Origin of the sequence: Mesorhizobium sp. B2-4-7 (assembly GCF_006442685.1) — a bacterium.
Classification (GTDB): Bacteria; Pseudomonadota; Alphaproteobacteria; order Rhizobiales; family Rhizobiaceae; genus Mesorhizobium.
In genome coordinates this window covers 290,187-304,967 of record NZ_VFVH01000005.1, presented here as the reverse complement: position 1 = coordinate 304,967, position 14,781 = coordinate 290,187, and the positions used below count along the sequence as shown (strand labels likewise).

Here is a 14,781-nt window from a genome sequence, read left to right as displayed (position 1 = left end):
CGCGCAGAGGCGCGGCGCTTCAGTCAGGCGGCCTTCTTGGCTTCGATGCTCTTTTCGATAACGCCGATGATGTCGGCTTCCTTCATGATCAGAAGATCCTCGCCGTCGATCTTGACCTCCGTGCCCGACCATTTGCCGAACAGGATCAAGTCGCCGGCCTTGACGTCGAGCGGAACAAGTGCGCCGTTTTCGTCGCGGGCGCCGGGACCAACCGCGATCACTTCGCCTTCCTGCGGCTTTTCCTTGGCATTGTCGGGAATGATGATGCCGCCCTTGGATTTGATATCGCCTTCGGCGCGCCGGATGACGACGCGGTCGTGGAGTGGCCGAAATTTCATGAGAACTTCTTTCTGGGGCCGGCATAGGCGGCCGCCCCCTTCTATAGGCTCTTTGGCACTCGATAGATAGGAGTGCCAAAATTTATTCCGAGCGGATATTGAATAATCATAGTATTATTTCGGCGCCTGGGTTCATCGGGTCGGAAAAACGACCAAATATTTCAAAAATTTGAATTTTCCCGGCAGAGTACCTATTTATCGGACAAGTTCATTTTCACGATTTCAGACTCAAGGGAGATTTCCTCGATGGCCGACGGCAACCAGACGATCATGGAAAAAGCTGAAGCGCGCTTTGTCGACAAGCAGAAGAAGACGGCGGAGCGCAACAAGGCAACAGCCGAATATATGTCCGAAGCGAGGGCCAGGGAGATCAAGACGGCAAGGCTGAGGCAATTGCGGCTGGCCAAGGAAGAAGCCGACCGCGTGGCCGAGGCCCTGAACCCGACGCCGAAGAAGAAACGCGCGGTGAAGAAAACGACGGAGGCAAAATCATGAGCCTGACCTTCCCCAACCGCAGCCGCAGCTACGACGAGGCCGGCAAGCGCATCCGGTTCGTCGGCTATGACGGCATGTTCCAGATTTCCTTCTCGGTCGCCGCCGATGCCATGACGAGGATGCAGCCGGCGACGGCAGCCAATGAAGCCGGCTATCTCGCCACCTTCGACACCGAGAGCAGTGTTATCCGCGACGTAGCGTCAAAGGCCTATGACCGCACGCGCAAGAGCATGTATGTGCTGACGGCCGACGACTTCCGCTGAGACGACAGGCGAACGGCGCTGGATCAGGATTTACGCTCCGCCTTCTCCCGGCGCTTGACGTCCCGGACATTCATCTGATCGACCATGGCGTTGGCGTCGCGCGGGCTCATGCCGACCATCGCTCTTTGCCTGACGACGACGGGCTGGCCGGTGAAGACGTCGATGATGGCCCAGCTTTGGGGCAAGTCCATGCGCAGTGCGTAGCGGTTGGCCATTTGCCTCAGCCCTGCAACATGAAGAAGACCATGCCCAGGACCGATATCGTCCAGGCGACGACCGACAGCTTCAGCACCATGCCGCCATGGGCGGCCAGGGCCTCCCGCAGCCGTGGGGCGATACCTGCCGACGGGACCGGTTCCACCGCGACGACACGGGGTCCCTTGGCGCCAAGTTTTCCAAAGACGGGCAACAGCGACGGTTCACGCACGAAAATGGCCTCGAATGTCGGGGAAAGTCGGAGCGGGCAAGCTCTCGCCCTTCCATAGCACTCTTTTGGCGAGTGCCCTGCATGCCAAATGCAAATAGGCTGCTTTAACGCCGGCCGCATGCCACGTGACCCCGATCGTCAGATGCTGAAAGCGCGCAAGTCGGCTGGGTAGCAGTCTTCTTGCCGGCGCGTCAGCGTCACAACGAAGACGAGGACCTGTCCGGCCCAGGCCGCAAATGCAAGCTGGCAAGACCCATCGCCCTTGATGGTCCGACGCAGGCTCTACGTCATATGATTTTTTGGAGGCCTCGCCTCGGGATCGAACCGAGGCTTCAGAGATTTGCCGTCTCCAGCGTAGCCGCTCCGCCACGAGGCCATGACTAGCGAACTAGCCGATAATATTTGCGCAAGCGTTAAGACCGAAGAGTCGTTTGTAGACATGTCGCCGATTGCTGCTTTGGCCGGCTCGCGCCGTGGGCAGCACTGACGGCTGCCGATCAGGAATTCGCCTGATGAACTCGCCGGGCGGCGAGCCCGTGAGCCCGCCCTCCGGCGGCCACTTCGCACCACCGGAGGACCAGCCACTTTTCCTCTTGAACAGCCTCTGGATCTGGCCTAGTTTGGGTTGAGAAAAGGTTTTTCCAAACATTTCCGAGCGGGCTCGGCCATTGGCCGGGTCATTCCGGCCTGTAAGAGAAAACCTTTTCCCAATCGGGATTTTCGCCGCAATGGCATTGGACGATCAGCCAGCCTTTCCCAAGCCCGTCACCTTGCGTGACGTGGCGGCCGAGGCTGGCGTCAGCGTCGCCACCGCCTCGAAGGCGCTCAACGACCAGGGCCGCATGACCGCCGAGACCCGCGAGCGCATCCGCGAGACCGCGCAGCGCCTCGGCTTCCGGCCCAACAGCCTGGCGCAGAGCCTGCTGCGGCGACGCTCCTTCACCGTCGGCCTGCTCACCAACGATACCTATGGCCGCTTCTCGCTGCCGCTGATGTCGGGCATTTCCGACGCGCTGGTCGACGCCGGCGTCTCGGTGTTCCTGTGCAATGTCGAGGAGGATCCGCGTCTCGGCCAGCTCCATGTCGAGGCCATGCTCGACAAGCGCGTCGACGGCATCATCGCCACCGGCAAGCGCATCGACCGTCATCTGCCGGTCGACCTGTCCAATCTGCGCATTCCGGTGATCTATGCCTTCACCCAGCCCGATCCCGACGCCGTCGCCTTCGTCTCCGACGACGCTGGCGGCGCGCGGCTGGCAGTGGAGCATTTCTGTCGGCTCGGCCGCAGGCGCATCGCCCATGTCTCGGGACCGGCGAGCTTTGCCGTGGTGCACGCCAGGGCGCAGGCCTATCGCGATGTTCTGACCGAGAACGGCCTGTCGGTCACCGAGCCGCTGCTCGGCTCGTGGTCGGAGGCCTGGGGACACGAAGCCGTGGCGAGGCTGTTCGACGGCGCGGCCGACGGCGCAAGCGAAAGGCCGGACGCCGTCTTCTGCGGCAACGACCAGATCGCGCGCGGCGTCATCGATGCCTTGCGCGAGCGCGGTCTCGACGTGCCCGGCGATGTCGGCGTCATCGGTTTCGACAATTGGGAGATCGTGGCCGAAGCGACACGCCCGCCGCTGACCTCGGTCGACATGAACCTGGCTGCGCTCGGCCGCGAAGCGGGGCTGACCTTGCTTTCCCTGGTCGGCGGCAAGCCCGCCGCGCCAGGCATCCGGAAACTGCCGTGCCGGCTGGTGGTGCGTCAGTCCTGCGGCCGCCTGCCGGACGGCTGAAGAACCAAACGCCGCAATCGGCGGCAAGCCGCGCATCGCGGCCAAAACGTGGAGGAGGAGAATATGAGGACTTTGATTGCCAAGCTGGCCTTGACGCCCGCCGTACTCGGCTGCGGGCTGCAATTTGCCGCCGCCGAGACCGCCAACATCTGGGTGCGCGCCGACGGCTCGAACTTCATGCCGCGCATCGTCGATGCCTACAACAAGGGCCACACCAACCAGATCAAGCTCGACATCATCCCCAACGCCGAGATCATTCCGAAATACGGTGCTGCCGCCGCCGGCGGCACGGCGCCCGACGCGCTGTCGCTCGACCTGATCTACACGCCCTCCTTTGCTGCCGCCGGTCAGTTGGAGGACATCACCGACTGGGCCAAGTCGCTCCCCTATTTCGCCAGCCTGTCGCCGGCTCATGTGAAGACCGGCACGTACAAGGACCGCATCTACGGCCTGCCCTTCTCCGCCGACGCCTCGGTGCTGATCTGGAACAAGAAGCTGTTCAAGCAGGCCGGCCTCGACCCCGAAAAGGGCCCGGCCAATTGGGCCGAGATCGAAGCCGACGCCGAAAAAGTCAATGCGCTCGGCGGCAACATCAAGGGCTTCTACTTCTCCGGCAATTGCGGCGGCTGCAACATCTTCACCTTCACGCCGCTGGTCTGGGCCTCGGGCGGCGATATTCTCTCACAGGACGGCTCCAAGGCGACGCTGGACAGCCCGCAGCTGCGTGGCGCCATCGATCTCTACCGCTCGATGGTCAAGAAGGGCCTGGTGCCGGAAGGCGCCCAGACCGACACCGGCGCCAATTTCTTCGCCGCCTTCGCCGGCGGCAACATCGGCATCTCGCCTTCGGGCGCCTTCGCCATCGGCGCGCTCAACACCCAGTATCCCGACATCGACTACGGCATCACCTTCCTGCCGGGCAAGGATGGCGGCTGGTCGTCCTTTGCCGGCGGCGATAATTTCGTCGTCACCAAGGGCACCAAGAAGATCGATGTGGTGAAGGAGTTCCTCGACTTCGCCTATTCGCTGGAAGGCCAGACGATCCTGGCCAAATATGGCAGCCTGCCGGTGCGCGGCGACATCGCCAAGGACGCGCTGAAGGACCTCGACCCGCGCTACCAGGTCGCAGCCGAGGCCATGGCCAAGGGCAAGACGCCCTATTCGGTGGTGTTCAACGACCTGATCAACTCCGCCAACGGCCCGTGGACGCAGATGGTCAACGAGGTGTTCTTCGGCGACGACGTCGACGGCGCCATCGCCAATGCGCAGGAGACCATGCAGTCGATCATAGACCAGGCGCCGCAGAAATAGGCGCCTGCCGGCCGCCCGCCTGTCTCCCTGAGCGGGTGGCCGGATACTGTTTGGTTCAGATACAGGGCTATCGCGTTGAGAAGACTCACTAGCATCGACAGCTTGGGACCTAGCGCACTTCGCCTCCCCTTCTCCCCTTGTGGGGTGAGAAGCGGTCCGCGCAGCGGACGAAAAGCCAACTGCTTGGCTTTTCGAGCTTCGAACGCCCTGAGCCTGCGAAGGGCCGGGTGGTGGCCGATCCACTCTGCCGGGTCCCCGCTGCTTCGCAGCGTCCCGGTGTTCGCCGGCCTTTCATCGTGCCACTGGCACGATGAATTCGCCTCCGGCGAACCGGCCGCTCACCCCACAAGGGGAGAAGGAAAAGCGGGCCAGCCATGACCACCATCACAGCAACCACCGCCCCGCCCCGCGCCCGAAAACTCGTCGGTGCCGGTCGCCGGCAATGGATCGGTCTCATCTACGTCGCGCCGGCCGTGGCGCTGGTCATGGTGTTCTTCGTCATCCCGCTCGGCATGACGGCGTGGATGTCGCTGCACAACTGGCCCCTGATGGGCGGGCACTCCTTCATCGGCCTCGACAATTACGTCGCGATCCTGCGCGACACCAGGTTCTGGAATGCGCTGAAATTCACCGGCTATTACACGGTGATCGTCACCATCGCGATCTTCGCCGTCGCCTTTCCGCTGGCCATCTTCATCGAACGGCCGCGCCCGCTGACCAATCTCTACCGCACCGCCTTCTTCATGCCGGCGGTGGTCGGTTTCGCCTCTGCGAGCCTGCTCTGGTCATGGCTGCTCAACGTCGATTCCGGCCTGTTCAGCCCGGCCGCCTACAACCTCGGCCTGATCGACAGGAAATTCAACCTTCTGGCCACCTTCCAGCCGGCCTTCTGGTCGATCATCGCCATGGTGGTGTGGAAGGTCGCCGGCTTCACCATGATCATCCTGATGACCGGCCTGCAATCGATCCCGCAGGATTTGCAGGAGGCCGCCGTCATCGACGGCGCCGGCCCGTTCGCGAGGTTCCGGGCCATCACCTTGCCGCTGATGCGCCGCACGCTGGCGCTGGCGCTGATCCTGTCGGTGGCCGGCTCGGTCCTCGCCTTCGACCAGTTCTACATCATCCTGCGCGGCGGCCCGCGCAACCAGACGCTGACGGCGGTGTACTGGATTTTCAACCAGTCCTTCGTGTCGTTCAAGCTCGGCTATGGCGCGGCGCTCTCCATGGTGCTGCTGGTGATCCTGGTGGCGCTCAGCCTGGTGCAGCTCTGGCTGCTGAGGAAGCCCGAGGGCCTCGACTGATGGCGCAGGCAATGTCCGCTCAAGGCAAGCTCGCCGCCAGCGTCGTCAGGCACTCCACCGGCATCATCGCCTCGGTGCTGTTCGTGGCGCCGATCGTGTGGACCGCGCTGTCGGCCTTCAAGCCGGCGCAGGAGGCGCGCCAGCCGCCGTTGCCGCCCTGGCCGACGACAGGCTTCTCGCTGGAAAACTACGCCACGCTCAACACGTTCGGCGACGGGCTCTGGGTCTCGGCGCAGAACAGCATCTACGTCTCTGTCATGACGGTGCTGGTCTCCGTCGTTGTCTCCGTGCTCGCCGGCTACGGTTTCTCGCGCTTCCGATTTCCTCTCAAGGACCTGTTCTTCGTCCTCATCCTGTCGACGATCATGATTCCATTCCAGTCGATCCTGACGCCGATCTTCCTGGTGCTCACCAAGCTTGGCCTGCACAACACGCTGACCGGGCTGGTCGGCGTCTATGTGACGCTGCAATTGCCGTTCTCGATCTTCATGATGCGCAACGCCTTCGACGCGATGCCGCGCGAGATCGAGGAGGCCGCGCGCATGGACGGCGCCGGAAACCCCACCATGCTGTTGAAGGTGATGCTGCCGCTGGTCTGGCCGGGCGTCGTCACCATCGCGCTGTTCGCCTTTCTCGGCGCCTGGAACGAGTTCCTCGCCGCTTTGGTGCTGATGACCGACCAGTCCAAGTTCACGCTGCCGGTGATGATGACCGCACTCCAGTCCGGCCGCTTCGGCGCCATCGACTGGGGCGCGGTGCAGGCGGGCGTCACCGTGATGATGGTGCCGTGCCTGATCCTGTTCCTGGCTTTGCAGCGCTTCTACATCCGCGGCCTGATGGCCGGGGCCGTCAAGTGATCGATCGAATGGAGTAAGTTCATGACCGCATCGTCTTCCGCCAGGCCTGCCAGCGCCTCCAGGCCCAAACTCGCCTTCCGGCCGCTACCGGTGCCCCAGGTCGACGTGCACGGCTTCTGGGGCGACCGTGCCGACGCCGTCGCCGCGCGCACCGCCGATATCCTCTACGACCGCTGCGTCGAGGCGGGCATGCTGGAGCAGATCGATCCGGACCGGCCCTCGCCCGGCGTCGTCATCCCGTTCCATTCCCCTTCGCCCGACGAGGCGGCCTCCCCCGGCTTCACCGGCTCGACGGTGACGACGCAGATGTTCTGGGACTCCGACTGGGGCAAGACGATCGAGACGGCGGCCTATTCGCTCTACCGCGCCAAGAACCCGGAGCTGGAGAAGAAGATCGACGCCGTCATCGACCTCTACGAAAAGCTGCAGCAGCCGGACGGCTATCTCTCGAGCTGGTACCAGCGCATCCAGCCCGGCCTGCGCTGGACCAATCTGCGCGATTGCCACGAGCTCTATTGCGCCGGCCACCTGATCGAGGGCGCCGTCGCCTATTACCAGGCGACCGGCAAGCGCAAGCTGCTCGACGTCATGTGCCGCTATGCCGACCATATCGCCTCGGTGCTCGGGCCCGAGCCGGGCAAGAAGAAGGGCTATTGCGGCCATGAGGAGATCGAGCTGGCGCTGGTGAAGCTGGCGCGGGTGACTGGCGAGAACAAATACATGGAGCTGGCGAAATACTTCATCGACCAGCGCGGCCAGCAACCGCATTATTTCGACGAGGAGGCGCGCGCCCGCGGCACCGATCCCAAGGCCTATCATTTCAAGACCTATGAATACAGCCAGTCGCACATTCCGGTGCGCGAGCAGGACAAGGTCGTCGGTCATGCGGTCAGGGCGATGTATCTCTATTCCGGCATGGCCGACATCGCCACCGAATATGGCGACGACAGCTTGCGGGTGGCGCTCGACCGGCTGTGGGACGATCTCACCAGCAAGAACCTCTACATCACCGGCGGGCTCGGGCCGTCGGCGCACAATGAGGGCTTCACCAGCGATTTCGACCTGCCCAATGAGAGCGCCTACGCCGAGACCTGTGCCGCCGTCGGCCTGGTGTTCTGGGCCAGCCGCATGCTCGGCATGGGGCCGAACGCCCGCTACGCCGATATCATGGAGCGGGCGCTCTACAACGGCTCGATCTCGGGCCTGTCGCTCGACGGCTCGCTGTTCTTCTACGAAAACCCGCTGGAAAGCCGGGGCCGGCACAACAGATGGAAATGGCACCGCTGCCCGTGCTGCCCGCCCAATATCGGGCGCATGGTGGCCTCCATCGGCAGCTATTTCTACAGCCTGGCGGACGACGCGCTTGCCGTCCATCTCTATGGCGATTCCACCGCTCGTTTCGACATAGCGGGCGTGCCGGTGGCACTGACGCAGGCGAGCCGCTACCCCTGGGACGGTGCGGTCGCCATCACCATCGAGCCGCAGGCGCCGGTCGCGTTCACCCTGCATCTGCGCGTGCCGGCATGGAGCGCCGGCGCGGCGCTCAAGGTCAATGGCGAGACGGTGAAGCTCGAGGACGTCACCAGCGATGGCTACGCGGCGATCCGGCGCACATGGAAGAAGGGCGATAGCGTCCGCCTCGATCTCGAAATGCCGATCGAACGGCTCTACGCCAACCCGCAGGTGCGTCAGGACGCCGGCCGCGTGGCGCTCTCGCGCGGCCCGCTGATCTACTGCGTCGAGGCGACCGACAATGACGGCAGCCTGCACCGCATCGCATTGCCGCGCACCGCAAGCATCGAGGCGCATGACGAGCCGGACCTGCTGGGCGGCGTGGTGGCGCTTTCGACCACAGCGCTGGCCGACACCGATGAGGGCTGGCAAAACGGGCTTTACCGCACCGACCCGCCCGCTGCCAGACAGACGCGGCTGACCGCCATCCCCTATTTCGCCTGGGACAACCGCGAGCCCGGCGAGATGCTGGTGTGGCTGAGGGACGGATGAGGCCAGAAGGGCGCGAAGGAGCGCGACAGGTTTCGTTCTGCCCGCCGCGTCTTCGGTGCCAGTCACACGGAGCCTATCGCCGGGCCTTTGACTTGTTCAGAGCGGCGGCGGCGTGGATAAGCGCCTTGAACGCTTCCTCGTCGACCTCCTCGCCCTCTTGGAAATCGATGGCGCGCCTGGTGTTTCCTTCCAGGCTGGAGTTGAACAGGCGCGACGGATCGGGCAGCGCCGCACCCTTGGCGAAGGTCAGCTTGACGACGTTCTTGTAGGTCTCGCCGGTGCAGATCATTCCGGCATGCTCCCACACCGGGACCCCGCGCCATTTCCACTCCTCCACGATCTCGGGGTCGGCCTGCCGGATCAGGCCGCGCAGCCGGCTCAGCATCTCGCCCCGCCAGTCGCCGAGTTCCTCGATCCTGCCGTCTATGAGCTGCGAAGGAGACCTGCCTTCTGGCGACCCGCTCTTCGTCATGTCCGTTCTCCTTCAGGCTTGAGGGCGGTCACCGCCCCGTCCGCCCGATCATAGGCGCTCTGTCGCGGGCGGCAAATCCGGGCCCGGCGCGCAAATCTCACATCCGTTCGCCGGGCAGTCGGCTCGCCTGCTTCACCCACTCGGTGAACTGGGCCTCGTCGAACTCGTCGTCCTCATGAATGTCAAGGTAACGCGTGTCCTTGCTTTTGGACTGGCCAGGCGGCACCGGGTCCAGCGAGATGCCGCGGAAGAAGGCCACCTTTATGTATTTCGTGAAGCAATGAAAGCTGAGGAACCAGCCCTCGCCTTCCACGCCATAGAAGGGCGAGTTCCATTTGACGGCCTTGCGCACATCAGGCACGGCACGCTCGATGAGCGCGTCGAGACGGCCGCCGACCTCGCTCTTCCAGTCCGGCATGGCTGCGATATAGGCCTGCACGGGGGCGTTGCCTTCGCCCTTGGCGATCTGCGGGTTGCCGCCAGAAAGCAGGACCGGACCGGCGGTTGCTGGCCTGGCGGCGCCTTTGGCTGATTGCCCCTGCCTCTTCGCCATCCATCCCGTCCTTACTGGCTCGCGCGCTGCCGCCCGTTAAGCCGCTTGGCGGCGTATGGCAGCACGAACATGTAGAGGCCGCTGAACAGCAGCAGGAAAAGCGGCAGCAGCGGCGAATAGACCACCCAGGCAGGCGGCTGCCCCAAGCCCATGGCGACGAAGTTGGCGAGGACAGTCCCCGTGAAGATGATCGATAGCCAGCGATGCGTTTGCCGGACCCATTTGTTCCAATCCATGCTATCTCCTCCCGGAAAATGAACGAAACGCCGCTTACCAGCGCGCCAGCTGCGTGATCTGGATGAGGTTACCGCAGCTGTCGTTGAGCTGCGCTATGGTCGAGCCGGTCACTTCGGTCGGCGCCATGGCGAAGGCCGCGCCCCGCGCCTTGATGCGCTCGTGATCGGCCTTGATGTCGTCGGTGAAGAGCATCAGCGCCGGCTGGCCCTGCTTGAACAAGGCCTGCTGGTAGGCCTTGGCCGCCGGGTTGTCGCTCAGCGCAAGCTGCAGCTCGGTTCCCTCAGGCTCGTCCGGCGAAGCCACGGTCAGCCAGCGAAACGGCCCGTTGCTGAAATCGGCCTTCTTGGTGAAGCCCAGCACGTCGGTGTAGAAGGCAAGCGCCTTCTCCTGGTCGTCCACATAGACGCGGGTCAATTTGATCTTCATCGCATGTCCTCCATAGGTTTTGTTGCGGCGGCCGTCTTCGAACAGCCTTGCCATGAACCCCGCCTGGCGGATTTCAGTCCGTCCGTGCCAGGAGCTCTTCCAGCTTCTCCAGGAATTTCGGCCATCCCATCTTGGCGCCGCCATAGGCCCGCCTCTGCTCGGGCCGGAAACCGGACTGCTCCATGCGCAGATGGGTTCCGGCAGGCGTCGGGGTGAGCGTGAAGGTCACCACGCTCCTGAGATCGAAGGTCGGGTCCTGGTGCGCGAGGTTCCAGGTGTAGGACAGCGTCTTGTGCGGCTCGACGGCAAGCACCTCGCAATCCAGCACGCCGCCCCAGGCGGTGCTGAGGTTGAAGCGATGGCCCACGACCGGATTTAAATCGTTCTTCATCAGCCACTCCTCAATCAGATGCGGTTGCGTCAGTGCGCGCCAGAGTTTTTCCGGCGGATGCGAAATCTGCCGCTCGACGACGACAGTGCGGGTGTCGGCGGCACTGTCGTTCACTGGTCCATCCTTTTGAGCAGATCCTCGAGATCGTCGAACCGGGTTTCCCAGAACCCGGCCATCTCACGCGTCCAGTCCATCAGCGGCGCCAGTGCGCCGAGCTGCGCGCTGTAATGCGTCTGGCGGCCTTCATGGCGGTCGCGCACCAGCCCGGCCTGCTTCAGCACGCCCAGATGCTTCGACACGGCCGGCTGCGAGACCCCCGACTGGATCGTCAGCGCTCCCACCGTCTGCTCTCCCTGGCGGCACAGCCGTTCGAAGATGGCGCGCCGCGTCGGGTCGGCGAGCGTCCTGAAGAGCGCATCATGAGCATCCGGCATTTAATCGATAACCCGTTGGCTATTGATGGACGTATAACCGTCGGGATATGTATTCGTCAAGCGGAAGATTTGGAGGGGCGGGAAAGCGTCTGGAACTTCCGGATCGCGTTGCGCTGGGACGCCGATCGCTAAGCCGTGGCGTGGACGCGGTTGATCTCCTCGGCCACCAATGCCTGCAACTGCCACAGGTTGCGATCGCGAATGCCGCAGGCGTCGAGGTGGCGGATGGTCTCGAACAGATATTGCGCGCCCGAGCCCCAATGGCCGGCGGCGCGGGCCAGCGTCGCCGCGATCGCCGGTTTGTCCAGCCTGCCGACATAGCGCGCATTGGCGGGATCGACGACGAAGCCGAGCGCGCGGCACATGCCGCCCTCGGTCCTGACCCGCAGCCAGCGCGGCACGTTGACGGCGGGCAGGATGGTCATCTCGCGGCGCAGCAGCGCCTCGAGATTGTCGGCAACCGGCTCCGCGATCTCGAACACCATGCCCTGGCATTGGCCACCACGGTCGAGCGCCATCATCAGGCCGGGCTGCTCGATCGTGCCGCGAAACCGCTGCACGGTGAAGCAGAAGGAGCGGTGCCAGCCGGTCGCCACCGCGCGCTCGCCGCCCCTCACCTCGCCCGCCGGCTTCCACAGCAGCGAGCCATAGGCGAACAGTTTCAGCGGCCCGGCCGGCGCATCGGCCAGGATTTCGTCGCTGAAACGTGCATAGTCGGCGTCGGTCATGTAGACCATGCCCGGCGTCGGCCCGGCATCCTCGACCGCGCGCAAGGTGCGGGCGACCAGCGCCTCCGTCAGCGCCATCGCCGCCTTGCGCGGCGATGCGGTGGAAATCGGCTTGTTCATGTTCGTCATGTTGCCCAAGGCAAAGGGATTCTCAAGAGCCAGAGCCACTCGGACCCGGACTCAGAAGCTGAGCGGACCTGCCCAAGCGTTTGAAAAGCCTCGGCGCACCACCGTCGCGATAGAATTGGCCGAAAGTCCGCCTGGGTTGGCGCGAGCCGCCGTCGGCGGAACGAGATCGCGTTCGAGGCGTTCCATAGGGTTGGGAGGGAACTATGAACGATGCGCCGGCAACGCCCGTCGGCAGGACACTTACGCCTGGCGAAATGGTCACCGTGATGTCGCATTTCCATCGCGCCGAGATTGCCCGCATGGCGGGATGGCGCGACCGTATCGACAGGACCAGCAATTGGGCGATCACCGTCGTGGCCGCGATGCTGTCGGTGTCGCTGTCGACGGCCAGTGCCCATCACGGCGTGCTGCTGTTCGCCATGCTGCTGGTGCTGCTGTTGCTGTGGATCGAGGCACGGCGTTACCGCTTCTTCGACGTCTACCGCGCCCGTGTGCGCCAGTTCGAGCGCCACTATTTCGCGCAGATATTCTCGCCGCAGCCGGACTTCGCCTCGGACTGGCTGCTGATCGTCGGCGAAAGCCTGCGCACGCCGAAATTCCTGGTCTCGCAGCGGGTGGCGCTGGCGCGCCGTTTGCGCCGCAACTACATCCATATGATGCTGATCCTGCTGCTCGCCTGGATCCTCAAACTATCGACGCCGAGCCTGCTCGATCGGGCCGCGCCGGTGGGTTTCGTCGGCACATTGCGCGAGGCCGTCAGCGCCGCCGCCCTGGGTCCCGTGCCCGGCCTGGTCATCGTCACGCTGGTCGCCATCCTCTTTGCCGGCCTGCTGGCCGTCGCCTCACTGACGCCCGACGACAACGGCGAACTCTCCTTCGGAGACGTGCATGTCTAGTCCGCGATGGACAAAAACGCTTTGCGAACAACCGGGTGAGGCGCCATCCTGAATCAAACCGCGAATGAGCGCCTGCGTGCCGGCTTGGAAAATAGCCGCATGGATGCCATCTAGAGGGACAGATCCGGTCCTCGGGCGGCCGGCCACGGAGCATCGAAACAAGTGACGCAGCGAAGCGGCAGCGCCGACCTGCCGCTGCATGGCGGACGGGTCCCGAAATGGCTGGGCGACCGCATGACGCGGCTCGGCGCGGTGCTGTGCCAGGCGATCGTCCACCATTATAGCCGCGACGAGCTGCTGCGCCGGCTGGCGCATCCCTTCTGGTTCCAGTCCTTCGGTGCGGTGATGGGCATGGACTGGCATTCGTCCGGAATCACCACCAGCGTCATCGGCGCGCTGAAGCGCGGGCTGACGCCGCTGTCGGGCGAGCTCGGCATCCATGTCTGCGGCGGACGCGGCGCTCATTCGCGCAAGACGCCGCATGAGCTGGAGATGATCGGCGAACGCGTGGGCTTCGACGGCGCGGCCCTTGCCACGGCCAGCCGCCTGGTCGCCAAGGTCGACAGCGCCGCCGTGCAGGACGGTTTCGACCTCTATCTGCACGGCTTCATCGTCACCGACGACAGCCGCTGGGTGGTCGTCCAGCAAGGCATGAACGGCGACAGAAGGCAGGCGCGCCGTTACCACTGGTTGTCGGAAGGGTTGAAGAGTTTCGTCGACCAGCCGCACGCGGCCATCGAGGGCGAGCGGCAGGGCGAGATCGTCAACCTCACCGACCATCGCGCCGAGGCCTCGCGCAGCGGCCAGCTCGATCTTCTGCGCCAGCTCGGTCCCGACCGGATCGTGCACGAATTCGCCGCCATCGAGCCTGCGGCGACTGAAGCAAAGCGCGACAGTGCACAACCAATGCTGCCCAATCTGGTCATGCCGGCGCACCATGACGTGCGCGAAAGCGACATCGTCATGCGCCGGCTGCACGGCAACATCTCCGCCGCCATCGAGAGCGGCCCGACGGATTTTCCCGAATTGCTGCTGGTGCCGGGCGTCGGCGCCCGCACGGTGCGGGCGCTGGCCATGGTGGCGGAGGTGGTGCATGGCGCGCCGTGCCGCTTTTCCGACCCGGCGCGCTTCTCGCTGGCGCATGGCGGCAAGGACCGGCATCCCTTTCCGGTGCCGCTGAAGGTCTATGACGAAACCATCGCCGTCATGAAGTCGGCGGTCGCCAAGGCCAAGCTCGGCCGCGAGGAGGAGCTTGCCGCCTTGCAGCGGCTCGACGGCCAGGCGCGGCGACTGGAGCGCTACGTCACCGGCCCGAGCCTGAAGGAGATCGTCGCCGGCGAGTTCGACCAGTCGCACCTGCTCGGCGGCCGCAGCGTCTTCGGCCCGGAGCCGCCGCCTGAAGGTGCTTTGCCGGGCGGCGCCAAGAAGTCGGGCTAGATCGCCGATCGCGGCCGCTACGCCGACAATTGGCGAAGCAATCCGCGGGCGGCGTCCAGCCGGTATGGGCCTTTCTCCCCGTCACTATACGGGGAGAAATGTCCGGCAGGACAATGAGGGGCGGCGCCAAGCTTTCGGCAAATAGCATCTGGATCCTGTATTTCTCCCATGTCGGCGCTGCCCCTCATCCGCCTGCCGGCACCTTCTCCCCGTATAGAGACGGGGAGAAGAGGGCTGTCTTTTATGTCGGCACTTACCCCAACAGATCGGCCGGAACAGATTGGCCCGACCCGCCGCAACCTTG

19 protein-coding genes are annotated in these 14,781 nt (G+C 64.4%); 9 read left to right on the top strand and 10 right to left on the bottom strand.

Annotated elements, in window-relative coordinates:
- Positions 1–23 precede the first annotated feature (23 nt).
- On the bottom strand, positions 24–338 hold the full coding sequence (locus FJ946_RS17060; protein ID WP_140565483.1) for a co-chaperone GroES: 315 nt from the start codon (positions 336–338) through the stop codon (positions 24–26).
- 246 nt (positions 339–584) lie between these two features.
- Between FJ946_RS17060 and FJ946_RS17055 the strand changes: the two genes are divergently transcribed.
- Together FJ946_RS17055 and FJ946_RS17050 are read left to right on the top strand one after the other, a co-directional pair.
- Positions 585–833 carry a hypothetical protein gene (locus FJ946_RS17055; protein WP_140499188.1) on the top strand — a complete coding sequence of 83 codons (249 nt, stop codon included), beginning with the start codon at positions 585–587 and terminating at the stop codon, positions 831–833.
- Complete coding sequence (locus FJ946_RS17050) at positions 830–1,096, top strand: DUF1488 domain-containing protein (RefSeq protein ID WP_140499190.1); 267 nt, start codon at positions 830–832, stop codon at positions 1,094–1,096. The genes FJ946_RS17055 and FJ946_RS17050 overlap by 4 nt, the downstream gene beginning before the upstream one ends.
- Before the next feature lie 23 nt (positions 1,097–1,119).
- Here the strand turns inward: FJ946_RS17050 and FJ946_RS17045 are convergent, their stop codons facing one another.
- Both FJ946_RS17045 and FJ946_RS17040 read right to left on the bottom strand, forming a co-directional pair.
- Complete coding sequence (locus tag FJ946_RS17045) at positions 1,120–1,311, bottom strand: hypothetical protein (protein ID WP_140521391.1); 192 nt, start codon at positions 1,309–1,311, stop codon at positions 1,120–1,122.
- Between the two features lie 5 nt (positions 1,312–1,316).
- The gene (locus tag FJ946_RS17040) at positions 1,317–1,523 is read right to left on the bottom strand and encodes a hypothetical protein (RefSeq protein ID WP_140499194.1); all 207 of its coding nucleotides are present in this window, start codon (positions 1,521–1,523) and stop codon (positions 1,317–1,319) included.
- 728 nt (positions 1,524–2,251) lie between these two features.
- Between FJ946_RS17040 and FJ946_RS17035 the strand changes: the two genes are divergently transcribed.
- The 5 genes from FJ946_RS17035 (at position 2,252) to FJ946_RS17015 (ending at position 8,774) form a co-directional block, all read left to right on the top strand.
- Positions 2,252–3,301, top strand: a complete 1,050-nt coding sequence (locus tag FJ946_RS17035; protein WP_140565487.1) for a LacI family DNA-binding transcriptional regulator — start codon at positions 2,252–2,254, stop codon at positions 3,299–3,301.
- A gap of 63 nt (positions 3,302–3,364) precedes the next feature.
- The gene (locus tag FJ946_RS17030; RefSeq protein ID WP_140565491.1) at positions 3,365–4,612 is read left to right on the top strand and encodes a sugar ABC transporter substrate-binding protein; all 1,248 of its coding nucleotides are present in this window, start codon (positions 3,365–3,367) and stop codon (positions 4,610–4,612) included.
- Between the two features lie 374 nt (positions 4,613–4,986).
- Positions 4,987–5,913, top strand: coding sequence for a sugar ABC transporter permease (locus tag FJ946_RS17025; protein ID WP_140499200.1), 927 nt, complete (start codon positions 4,987–4,989; stop codon positions 5,911–5,913).
- Positions 5,913–6,770, top strand: a complete 858-nt coding sequence (locus FJ946_RS17020) for a carbohydrate ABC transporter permease (RefSeq protein ID WP_140565495.1) — start codon at positions 5,913–5,915, stop codon at positions 6,768–6,770. Before FJ946_RS17025 ends, FJ946_RS17020 begins: the two co-directional genes overlap by 1 nt.
- A 21-nt stretch (positions 6,771–6,791) precedes the next feature.
- Positions 6,792–8,774, top strand: a complete 1,983-nt coding sequence (locus tag FJ946_RS17015) for a glycoside hydrolase family 127 protein (RefSeq protein ID WP_140565498.1) — start codon at positions 6,792–6,794, stop codon at positions 8,772–8,774.
- A 73-nt stretch (positions 8,775–8,847) separates the two neighbouring features.
- On the opposite strand, the gene FJ946_RS17010 is transcribed toward FJ946_RS17015, so the two are convergent.
- The 7 genes from FJ946_RS17010 to FJ946_RS16980 all read right to left on the bottom strand — a co-directional run bounded on the left by FJ946_RS17010 (position 8,848) and on the right by FJ946_RS16980 (position 12,135).
- The gene (locus FJ946_RS17010) at positions 8,848–9,246 is read right to left on the bottom strand and encodes a DUF1801 domain-containing protein (RefSeq protein WP_140516262.1); all 399 of its coding nucleotides are present in this window, start codon (positions 9,244–9,246) and stop codon (positions 8,848–8,850) included.
- A gap of 97 nt (positions 9,247–9,343) precedes the next feature.
- On the bottom strand, positions 9,344–9,799 hold the full coding sequence (locus FJ946_RS17005; RefSeq protein WP_140565501.1) for a DUF1801 domain-containing protein: 456 nt from the start codon (positions 9,797–9,799) through the stop codon (positions 9,344–9,346).
- An 11-nt stretch (positions 9,800–9,810) separates the two neighbouring features.
- Positions 9,811–10,035 carry a hypothetical protein gene (locus FJ946_RS17000; RefSeq protein ID WP_140499210.1) on the bottom strand — a complete coding sequence of 75 codons (225 nt, stop codon included), beginning with the start codon at positions 10,033–10,035 and terminating at the stop codon, positions 9,811–9,813.
- A 34-nt stretch (positions 10,036–10,069) separates the two neighbouring features.
- Positions 10,070–10,462 (bottom strand): VOC family protein, encoded by a 393-nt coding sequence (locus FJ946_RS16995; RefSeq protein WP_140559866.1) that lies wholly within the window; start codon positions 10,460–10,462, stop codon positions 10,070–10,072.
- Positions 10,463–10,535: 73 nt separating this feature from the next.
- On the bottom strand, positions 10,536–10,967 hold the full coding sequence (locus tag FJ946_RS16990) for an SRPBCC domain-containing protein (RefSeq protein WP_140565504.1): 432 nt from the start codon (positions 10,965–10,967) through the stop codon (positions 10,536–10,538).
- Positions 10,964–11,287 (bottom strand): metalloregulator ArsR/SmtB family transcription factor, encoded by a 324-nt coding sequence (locus tag FJ946_RS16985; RefSeq protein ID WP_140559868.1) that lies wholly within the window; start codon positions 11,285–11,287, stop codon positions 10,964–10,966. The genes FJ946_RS16990 and FJ946_RS16985 overlap by 4 nt, the downstream gene beginning before the upstream one ends.
- A 128-nt stretch (positions 11,288–11,415) precedes the next feature.
- The gene (locus FJ946_RS16980) at positions 11,416–12,135 is read right to left on the bottom strand and encodes a gamma-glutamylcyclotransferase (RefSeq protein WP_140565507.1); all 720 of its coding nucleotides are present in this window, start codon (positions 12,133–12,135) and stop codon (positions 11,416–11,418) included.
- A gap of 212 nt (positions 12,136–12,347) precedes the next feature.
- Between FJ946_RS16980 and FJ946_RS16975 the strand changes: the two genes are divergently transcribed.
- Both FJ946_RS16975 and FJ946_RS16970 read left to right on the top strand, forming a co-directional pair.
- The gene (locus FJ946_RS16975; RefSeq protein WP_140556314.1) at positions 12,348–13,040 is read left to right on the top strand and encodes a DUF2270 domain-containing protein; all 693 of its coding nucleotides are present in this window, start codon (positions 12,348–12,350) and stop codon (positions 13,038–13,040) included.
- 162 nt (positions 13,041–13,202) lie between these two features.
- Positions 13,203–14,477 carry a DUF763 domain-containing protein gene (locus tag FJ946_RS16970; RefSeq protein WP_140565509.1) on the top strand — a complete coding sequence of 425 codons (1,275 nt, stop codon included), beginning with the start codon at positions 13,203–13,205 and terminating at the stop codon, positions 14,475–14,477.
- Positions 14,478–14,781 lie beyond the last annotated feature (304 nt).

Coding starts and splice junctions, on each gene's coding strand:
- FJ946_RS17060 (WP_140565483.1), bottom strand. CDS start 338: ATGAAATTTCGGCCACTCCACGACCGCGTCGTCATCCGGCGCGCCGAA.
- FJ946_RS17055 (WP_140499188.1), top strand. CDS start 585: ATGGCCGACGGCAACCAGACGATCATGGAAAAAGCTGAAGCGCGCTTT.
- FJ946_RS17050 (WP_140499190.1), top strand. CDS start 830: ATGAGCCTGACCTTCCCCAACCGCAGCCGCAGCTACGACGAGGCCGGC.
- FJ946_RS17045 (WP_140521391.1), bottom strand. CDS start 1,311: ATGGCCAACCGCTACGCACTGCGCATGGACTTGCCCCAAAGCTGGGCC.
- FJ946_RS17035 (WP_140565487.1), top strand. CDS start 2,252: ATGGCATTGGACGATCAGCCAGCCTTTCCCAAGCCCGTCACCTTGCGT.
- FJ946_RS17030 (WP_140565491.1), top strand. CDS start 3,365: ATGAGGACTTTGATTGCCAAGCTGGCCTTGACGCCCGCCGTACTCGGC.
- FJ946_RS17025 (WP_140499200.1), top strand. CDS start 4,987: ATGACCACCATCACAGCAACCACCGCCCCGCCCCGCGCCCGAAAACTC.
- FJ946_RS17020 (WP_140565495.1), top strand. CDS start 5,913: ATGGCGCAGGCAATGTCCGCTCAAGGCAAGCTCGCCGCCAGCGTCGTC.
- FJ946_RS17015 (WP_140565498.1), top strand. CDS start 6,792: ATGACCGCATCGTCTTCCGCCAGGCCTGCCAGCGCCTCCAGGCCCAAA.
- FJ946_RS17010 (WP_140516262.1), bottom strand. CDS start 9,246: ATGACGAAGAGCGGGTCGCCAGAAGGCAGGTCTCCTTCGCAGCTCATA.
- FJ946_RS17005 (WP_140565501.1), bottom strand. CDS start 9,799: ATGGCGAAGAGGCAGGGGCAATCAGCCAAAGGCGCCGCCAGGCCAGCA.
- FJ946_RS17000 (WP_140499210.1), bottom strand. CDS start 10,035: ATGGATTGGAACAAATGGGTCCGGCAAACGCATCGCTGGCTATCGATC.
- FJ946_RS16995 (WP_140559866.1), bottom strand. CDS start 10,462: ATGAAGATCAAATTGACCCGCGTCTATGTGGACGACCAGGAGAAGGCG.
- FJ946_RS16985 (WP_140559868.1), bottom strand. CDS start 11,287: ATGCCGGATGCTCATGATGCGCTCTTCAGGACGCTCGCCGACCCGACG.
- FJ946_RS16980 (WP_140565507.1), bottom strand. CDS start 12,135: ATGAACAAGCCGATTTCCACCGCATCGCCGCGCAAGGCGGCGATGGCG.
- FJ946_RS16975 (WP_140556314.1), top strand. CDS start 12,348: ATGAACGATGCGCCGGCAACGCCCGTCGGCAGGACACTTACGCCTGGC.